At 66.8% G+C, this 6,624-nt stretch carries 6 protein-coding genes; 2 read left to right on the forward strand and 4 right to left on the reverse strand.

Annotated features, from left to right (window positions below; all coding sequences use genetic code 11):
* Nucleotides 1-8: 8 nt before the first annotated feature.
* Nucleotides 9-563: an alpha/beta hydrolase-fold protein gene (locus AB0C38_RS36400; RefSeq protein ID WP_360682290.1), complete on the reverse strand. Its 555-nt coding sequence runs from the start codon at nucleotides 561-563 to the stop codon at nucleotides 9-11.
* A complete protein-coding gene (locus AB0C38_RS36405) occupies nucleotides 560-706 on the reverse strand; it encodes a hypothetical protein (RefSeq protein WP_360682292.1) in 147 nt (48 codons plus the stop codon). The genes AB0C38_RS36400 and AB0C38_RS36405 overlap by 4 nt, the downstream gene beginning before the upstream one ends.
* A gap of 573 nt (nucleotides 707-1,279) precedes the next feature.
* On the opposite strand from AB0C38_RS36405, the gene AB0C38_RS36410 reads away from it, so the two are divergent.
* Together AB0C38_RS36410 and AB0C38_RS36415 are read left to right on the forward strand one after the other, a co-directional pair.
* Nucleotides 1,280-2,350, forward strand: a complete 1,071-nt coding sequence (locus AB0C38_RS36410; RefSeq protein WP_360682294.1) for a hypothetical protein — start codon at nucleotides 1,280-1,282, stop codon at nucleotides 2,348-2,350.
* Entirely contained in the window at nucleotides 2,350-3,705 is a 1,356-nt protein-coding gene (locus AB0C38_RS36415) for a cytochrome P450 (RefSeq protein WP_360682296.1), read from the forward strand. Before AB0C38_RS36410 ends, AB0C38_RS36415 begins: the two co-directional genes overlap by 1 nt.
* A 79-nt stretch (nucleotides 3,706-3,784) precedes the next feature.
* On the opposite strand, the gene AB0C38_RS36420 is transcribed toward AB0C38_RS36415, so the two are convergent.
* Together AB0C38_RS36420 and AB0C38_RS36425 are read right to left on the reverse strand one after the other, a co-directional pair.
* Complete coding sequence (locus AB0C38_RS36420; protein WP_360682298.1) at nucleotides 3,785-5,485, reverse strand: amidohydrolase; 1,701 nt, start codon at nucleotides 5,483-5,485, stop codon at nucleotides 3,785-3,787.
* Nucleotides 5,486-5,745: 260 nt separating this feature from the next.
* Nucleotides 5,746-6,624 (reverse strand): MFS transporter (locus AB0C38_RS36425; RefSeq protein ID WP_360682300.1); only part of this gene is annotated, 879 nt, incomplete at its 5' end.

Below are 6,624 nucleotides of genomic sequence, written 5' to 3' on the forward strand. Positions count from 1 at the left end.
CAGCTACGTCAAGGGGTGAACGCCCACGCCGCCATCAGCGGGAACTCTCCTTGCCAGAACGCGCCGCCGTGCGACCCAGGCCGTTCCCGCATGACAACATCCGCACCGGCGTCGCGCAGCGCGCCGGCCCACCGGGTCGCGTTCGCGAGGAACCACGGCTCACCCGTGCCGCCGACGAGATACGCGCGCGGAAGTCGTGCCAGCAGCACCGCAGGCGGCCGGTACCCACCGCCCGGCGACGCACAAAAGACAGCGCCGTAAATGTCGGGATGGCGAAGCCCGATGGCGAGCGCAAGCTCTCCATCGACCGAGACACCGAACACCGCGGTTCGCTCCACGGGTAGCGCGACGTCGAAACGCGATCGCGCCCACCGGCGGAAATCCTCGACGAAAAACGTCTCATGCGCGACGAAGCGTTCCGGGTCGAAAGCGAAGGCAGCCGACCTCTCGCCCGGCGAGTACCCACGGATTCGCTGGGTCTCATCGTCGAGACGGTGTGCGGCGACGATCATCGTGGGCAGCGAATCGGCCGCCTCGAGAACGCGTCCCCACGACGCGATCACCGGACCGTCACCAGCGAACACGACAGCCTCAGGTGGAGGCTGCCGGCACATAGGCCGTGACCTGCCCCACCGTCGTAGCCGAGCTTCTCGATGACCAGCGCCGTCCCCACAGCCTGCATGCCGCGCAGGACTATCAGCGGCATCAGATCGACTCCCGGTGCCGCGCCAGCACCGGTCAGCGCGAATATGCCAGTCCGCCAAGGCCTGCCCTCCCGACGGGACGTGACCGTTGCCGGACCACACCACATTGCCGAACTCCTCCCTTCGACAGACGCGACTAGGACTGAGCAGCACTCGCTTCGCGACAGCCATCTCGCTTGTAAGGCGATCGACGAACTGAATGAGATGCCGTACCAACGTCGGGTTCCATATTGGTGCCGGCGTCCCAAGAAGTCAGCTGCCAAGATCGCTTTGACTGGTCTTGGCGCGCCTTGCGGCATGGAGCAAGCCACCGTCCACACCTCGCCCGGAGGTCCGAACCGTCACCGTCCATCGAAGTTCTCCAGTGACTCAGAACGGTCGTAACTCAAGGCGACGCTGCCGCCGATCGCGGCCAGTCAGAGTGCACAGGTCCGGCTCGCTGTCCGAAACCTGAGATTCAAGACGTCTCATCGGTCCACACTGGACGAACCTGAACTGATATCAAGCGCCGCACGGGCAACGAATCTCTGATAGCCGATGCCCTTTAGTCAACGAACAGGAGAATCATGATCAGCATGCCCGAGTTCTACTGTCCCATCCGGCCCGCTGAGTCGCCGTACGCAGCGTCGGCCGAGCAAGACGCGTTGGACTGGCTGGAGAAGTTCCAGATCTTCGAGACGCCGGCGCAGGGCAACTACTTCGCAAGGTCTCGCTTCCCCTTGTTCCCGTCGAAGGCACTGCCGGACGCCGCCGACGCGGTACGACTGAGCCTGCCAGGCAAGGAAGTCGTGTGGCTGCAGTCGTTCGATGACGTGCACAGTGACGAGAGGCCGGGCGGCGCGCTCCCGCCGCACGACTACATCACACTGTTGTCGAAGCTCACCCGGATCATCGAGGATCCGGCCGCGGACGTGTTGCCGGGCAATCGATGGGCGGATGCCCTGCGCGACCTCCGGCTCGCTGTGGCCGAGAACGCGAGCCCGGTGCAGGTCGACCGGTGGATCCACGCGACGACCGAGTACTTCGCCGGGTTGTTGTGGGAGGCGGTGAACCGGGCCGAAAACCGTGTTCCCACGTTGAACGACTACGTGGCCATGTGGTTGAAGCAGTCCGGCGTCTACCCGTGCATCGTGTTCACCGACATCGCCTGCGGCTACGAAGTCTCCGCGGCAGACTGGTCGGGCCCGAAGGTGCGCCAGCTGCGGGAGATAGTTTCAGCGATCATCGGATGGGACAACGACCTCACGTCCTACGACAAGGAAGTGCATCGTTCAGCGGAACACGGCTTTCCCTTGGTGCAAAACCTTGTCTCAGTGCTGCAGTCCGAGTTCGCCTGCGACGCTGACGAAGCGGTCGCTCTGACCGGCTCCATGCGAGACCGTGCGATGGCGCGGTTTCTCCGGCTACGAGACGAGGTCAGTGCGTACGGCAACGACACTGTGACACGGTATGTCCACGGGCTGGGCCAGTGGGTACGCGCCTACCTGGACTACAGCGGTGCATCCCCTCGGTACATGGATCCCGACAACCCGGATGATGCGGCCGTGACCAATCGCTCGCTGACCGGGTGGACCATCGTCAACACCCGCAAGCCCGAACGATCTGATCTTCCCTCCATCCCGTGCATCGACTCCTGGTGGGCCTGATGAGCACCACTGCCGCGGGACGAGACGTTGCCGTACCGACCGCGCCCGGCCACCTCCCCCTGGTCGGCCACGCGTTGCCACTCTTCCGTGATCCCTTGTCCTTCCTGCGTTCGCTGAACGAAGTCGGCGACCTGGTAAGAGTGGACATCGGATCACTGCCGATGATCATGATCACCGATCATGAGCTGACGCGTCAGGTGCTGATCGACAGTCAAACTTTTGACAAGGGCGGGGCGCTTTTCGACAAGGTACGTGAGCTCACCGGCGACAGCCTGCTGACCAGTACCTACGAAACGCATCGTCGGCAACGCCGGCTGATGCAACCCGCGTTCAGGCGCGCCCAGGTACGCGCCTACACGCCCACCATGAACAGGATGATCGACGCGGTGCTGGCACAGTGGCACGACGGCGCGATCATCGACATGGCAGCCGCGACCTATGACATCACAGCGCGCACAGCTGCCCGGACCATGTTCGCCGCGGACGTTGCGGGTCCGGCAGCTGCGCGCATCGTCGACTCGCTGTCGACCTACCTGAGCGGGCTGTTCATCCGGATGATGTCGCCGACCAGCCTGGTCACCCGAATTCCCACTCCCGGCAACATCCGCTACAACCGCGCGGTGAAAGCCCTGCACGCGTCAGTCGACGAGATCATCTCGGCCTATCGCAAGGCTGGAGTGGACAACGGCGACCTGCTCTCGATGCTGCTGACCGCGAGCGATGACGATGGTGGTGCTCTGGCCCCCGAGGACGTCCACAACCAGGTGATCACACTGTTCCTCGCCGGCATCGAAACCACCGCCGGCGCATTGGCTTGGTCCTTGGCCTTGCTGGCCGAACATCCGGAAGTCGCACGTGGCGTCCGCTCCGAGGTGGACACAGTACTCAACGGACGAGCCGCCGAGTGGGCAGATGTTCCTCGCCTGGTGCGAACCAGCCATGTTCTCACCGAAGCCCTGCGTCTCTATCCGCCGGGTTGGATCTTCACGCGGGTCACGACGAGTGACGTGACGCTCGGTGGACATCGACTTCGCGCGGGCACAGGCATCGCGTACAGCCCCTATCTGCTGCACCACGACGCGGAGGTGTTCCCCCATCCGGATCGCTTCGACCCGGCCCGGTGGTCTGCCGAGCGAGCCGCCGACATTCCCAAGGATGCCTTCATTCCGTTCGGGGGTGGGGTTCACCGCTGCATCGGCGAGACCTTCGGCGTGACCGAAGCGACGCTGGCTCTGGCCACCATTATCGCGCGTTGGGAGTTCCGCTCGGTATCGAACCGCCCGGTCGCGCCGGCTCCCCGCCGCGCAACCCTGACCCCCGGCCCGCTCCCGATGCGCCTTCACCGCCGGCCGTGATCGGCGCGGAGCAAGTGCCGCGAACGATCACGGCTGAACGGCGGGGCCACGCGCCGGCACCGCCCCGCCGTTCTGCGGCTCAGGTCACCGGCGGCAGCTCCGGGCCCACCGAGCCGAGCTGCTCGGCAGCCACCACCGGGGGTACCGGCCAGGTGATGCCCTTCGGCGGCCACTGCTGTCCCGTCTTCGCCAGGAATTCCGCCGGCGGCTGGTACATCGGCGGCTGAGTGCCGTCCGGAACCATGCTCTGCCAAGTGACGCCGGCGGTCCGCTGCCGGAATTCGGCCTTGATCCCCTCGAGGAGCTCGGGTGAGGTGATCAGGTCGATCGCCGTAGCGGCGAGGTAGCGGGTGGCGGCCAGCATGCCCTGATGCCCGATGTTCGTCGCGGCCGCCGCCGTCACCGCCCAGTTGTGGTTCGGCAGCCCGGCCGGGAAGGTCGCCGCCAGCGTGGTCAGGGTAGGCACGTGCCAGCTCACGTCGGCACTGTCGGTCGACACTCCGCCGCCGAAGACCGGCGGGGGCGGGGCCAGCGGCACGATGGTGGTCGCGATCCCGGTCTCGGGCTTGCCGAGGGCGCGCTGGACCGCCTTGGCGAACGCCTGGTCCGCGTCCGTGAACACGGGCGGCCCGATCTTCACCATGTTGTCGTAGACCAGCTCAGCGCCAGCTTTGTTGCCGAGCGAGTTCCACGTCCCAGCGTGAAACTTGTGCACGAGCCTCGTCTGGCTCGCTTGAGCGGCTGCCTTGGCACACTCGACGATCTTGCCGCACAGTTGCTGCACCCGCGCCGGGCTGCCCTCGCGAACGAAGAACCAGATAGACGCCATGTCGGGCGTCACGTTGGGCGCGCCGCCGCCGTTGATCAGCGCGTAGTGGAAGCGGCCCGACGTGGCGACGTTCTTCTCCCTCAGGTACTCGGACATACTCGCCAGCAGCAGGGCACCGTCCAGCCCGCTCTTGTTCCCCAACGGGGTCGCGCCGTGGCCCGCCGCGCCGAGGAACGTAAACGTCGCGGAGGCCAACGCGCTCGTGGTGTTCCAGAACGCCAGGTTCGCCCCGAACGGGTGCCAGTCCAGGTAGGCGTCCAGGCCGTCGAACACTCCGGCTTTGACCATGAACGGCTTCCCGACGAGTTGCTCCTCGCCGGTCGAGCCGAACACCTTGACCGTGGCCTTCAACCCGGCCGCGCGGACTGCCTCACTGACCGCGATCGCCGCACCGATGGAGCCCGCGCCGAGCGCGTTGTGCGCATCGCCGTGCCCGGGGCCGTAGGTCGGTCCGTAGGCGTCGTAGTTGTAGACGAGCGGATCGTGCGCGCTCGCCCCCGCTCGCTGGGACAATCCCGGCAGCGCGTCGTACTCGGCGTTGAACCCCAGGGCCGGTCCTCCGGAGCCGGAGGTCGCCACGAACGCGGCCGGAAACCCGCCGGCGCCCCAGCGAATCGAGAATCCGTGCTTCGCCAGGAGGTCGGCAGCGGCCAGCGACGAGTTCCACTCGCGCAGCGAGAGCTCGGCGTGAGACCAGATCCGGTCGCCGAGGTCGGTCACCTCGCGGGCGTTCTCGGTGATCCACGCGAGCGCGGCGGCCTTCGCCGGGCTGTCCTTCGCCAGCCCGGTCGGCGGGGTGTAGCCCTCGGGGCGAAAGCCTACGGCTTGATCGTGGCCGAATGTCGCGCCCAGCACCGGATCCGCTGACGCCATTGCGGCGGTCGACGCCGCCGCGGTCAGACCGAACGTCCGCAGCAGCCTTCGTCGACCGAGCTCGTACGCACTCGACACAGAAGTTCCCTTCGGGCAGAGCCTCACGGCCGGAGGGTTCCGGCTCTCCCCAGCGAACCGGCTTCCAGGACGAAAGCGCTTGCGCTGTTGGCACAAAAGGAACCGACGGGTCTTGGTTCCCGGGCGCGAACCCGAACCGTCCGCCAGCCTCAAGCGACGGAGGCAGATCCTCGAGAGCACAGCACAACCGTTTGCGTACGCACATCCGACTGGCGCCAGGCCTGCGGCCGCTCGCCGCCCGGTGACGAACGCCGAGACAGTCAGATTGACCGTGGCCGAAGCTCGCGCCGTTCGGCGCGAGCTTCACGACGGTCCAATGTGCCCGAGACGATCGCGAGCGAGAGCCCGAAGACCGCCAGGAGCGCGCCGACCCAGTTGGGGGCGACCAGGCCGAGGCCGCCCGCGATCACCAGGCCGCCGAGGTACGCACCGATCGAGTTGGCGATGTTGAACGCCGACTGCACCGCGGCCGACACCAGGGACGGCGTGCCGCCTGCCTTCTCCATGATCCGCGCCTGCATCATCGGGCCGATCATGAAGCCGATGACACCGACGAAGAAGATCGTGATCGCCGCGCCGACCTTGCCCTGCGCCGTGATCGTGAAGATGCCCAGCACACAGGCCAGCGACAGCAGTGCCGCGTACAAGCCCGGCATCAACGCGCGGTCCGCAACCCAGCCGCCGAGCAGGTTGCCGATCGTCATGCCCACCCCGGCCAAGGACAGCAGCAGGGTGACGTTCGACGGCGAGTAGCCGGCGACGTCGGTCAGCATCGGCGTGATGTACGACAAGCACGCGAACACCCCGCCAAAGCCGAACATGACGATCGCCAGTGCCAAGAGCACCTGCGGGCGTTTGAAAGCGCCGAGCTCGGTGCGCAGCCGCACGAGGGCCGGCCGACCTTGGTTCGGCACCAGCAGGGCGATGGCCGCGACAGCGACCAGGCCGATCACGGCGACGACGCCGAAGGTGGCGCGCCAGCCGACCTGCTGGCCCAGGAGCGTGCCCAGCGGCACGCCGATGACGTTGGCCAGGGTCAGGCCCAGGAACATCATGGACACGGCCTTGGCGCGCTGGCCGGGGCCGACGAGGCTGGAGGCGACGACCGCGCCGGCGCCGAAGAACGCGCCGTGCGGCAG

The organism is Amycolatopsis sp. NPDC048633, from assembly GCF_040650695.1.
Classification (GTDB): domain Bacteria; phylum Actinomycetota; class Actinomycetes; order Mycobacteriales; family Pseudonocardiaceae; genus Amycolatopsis.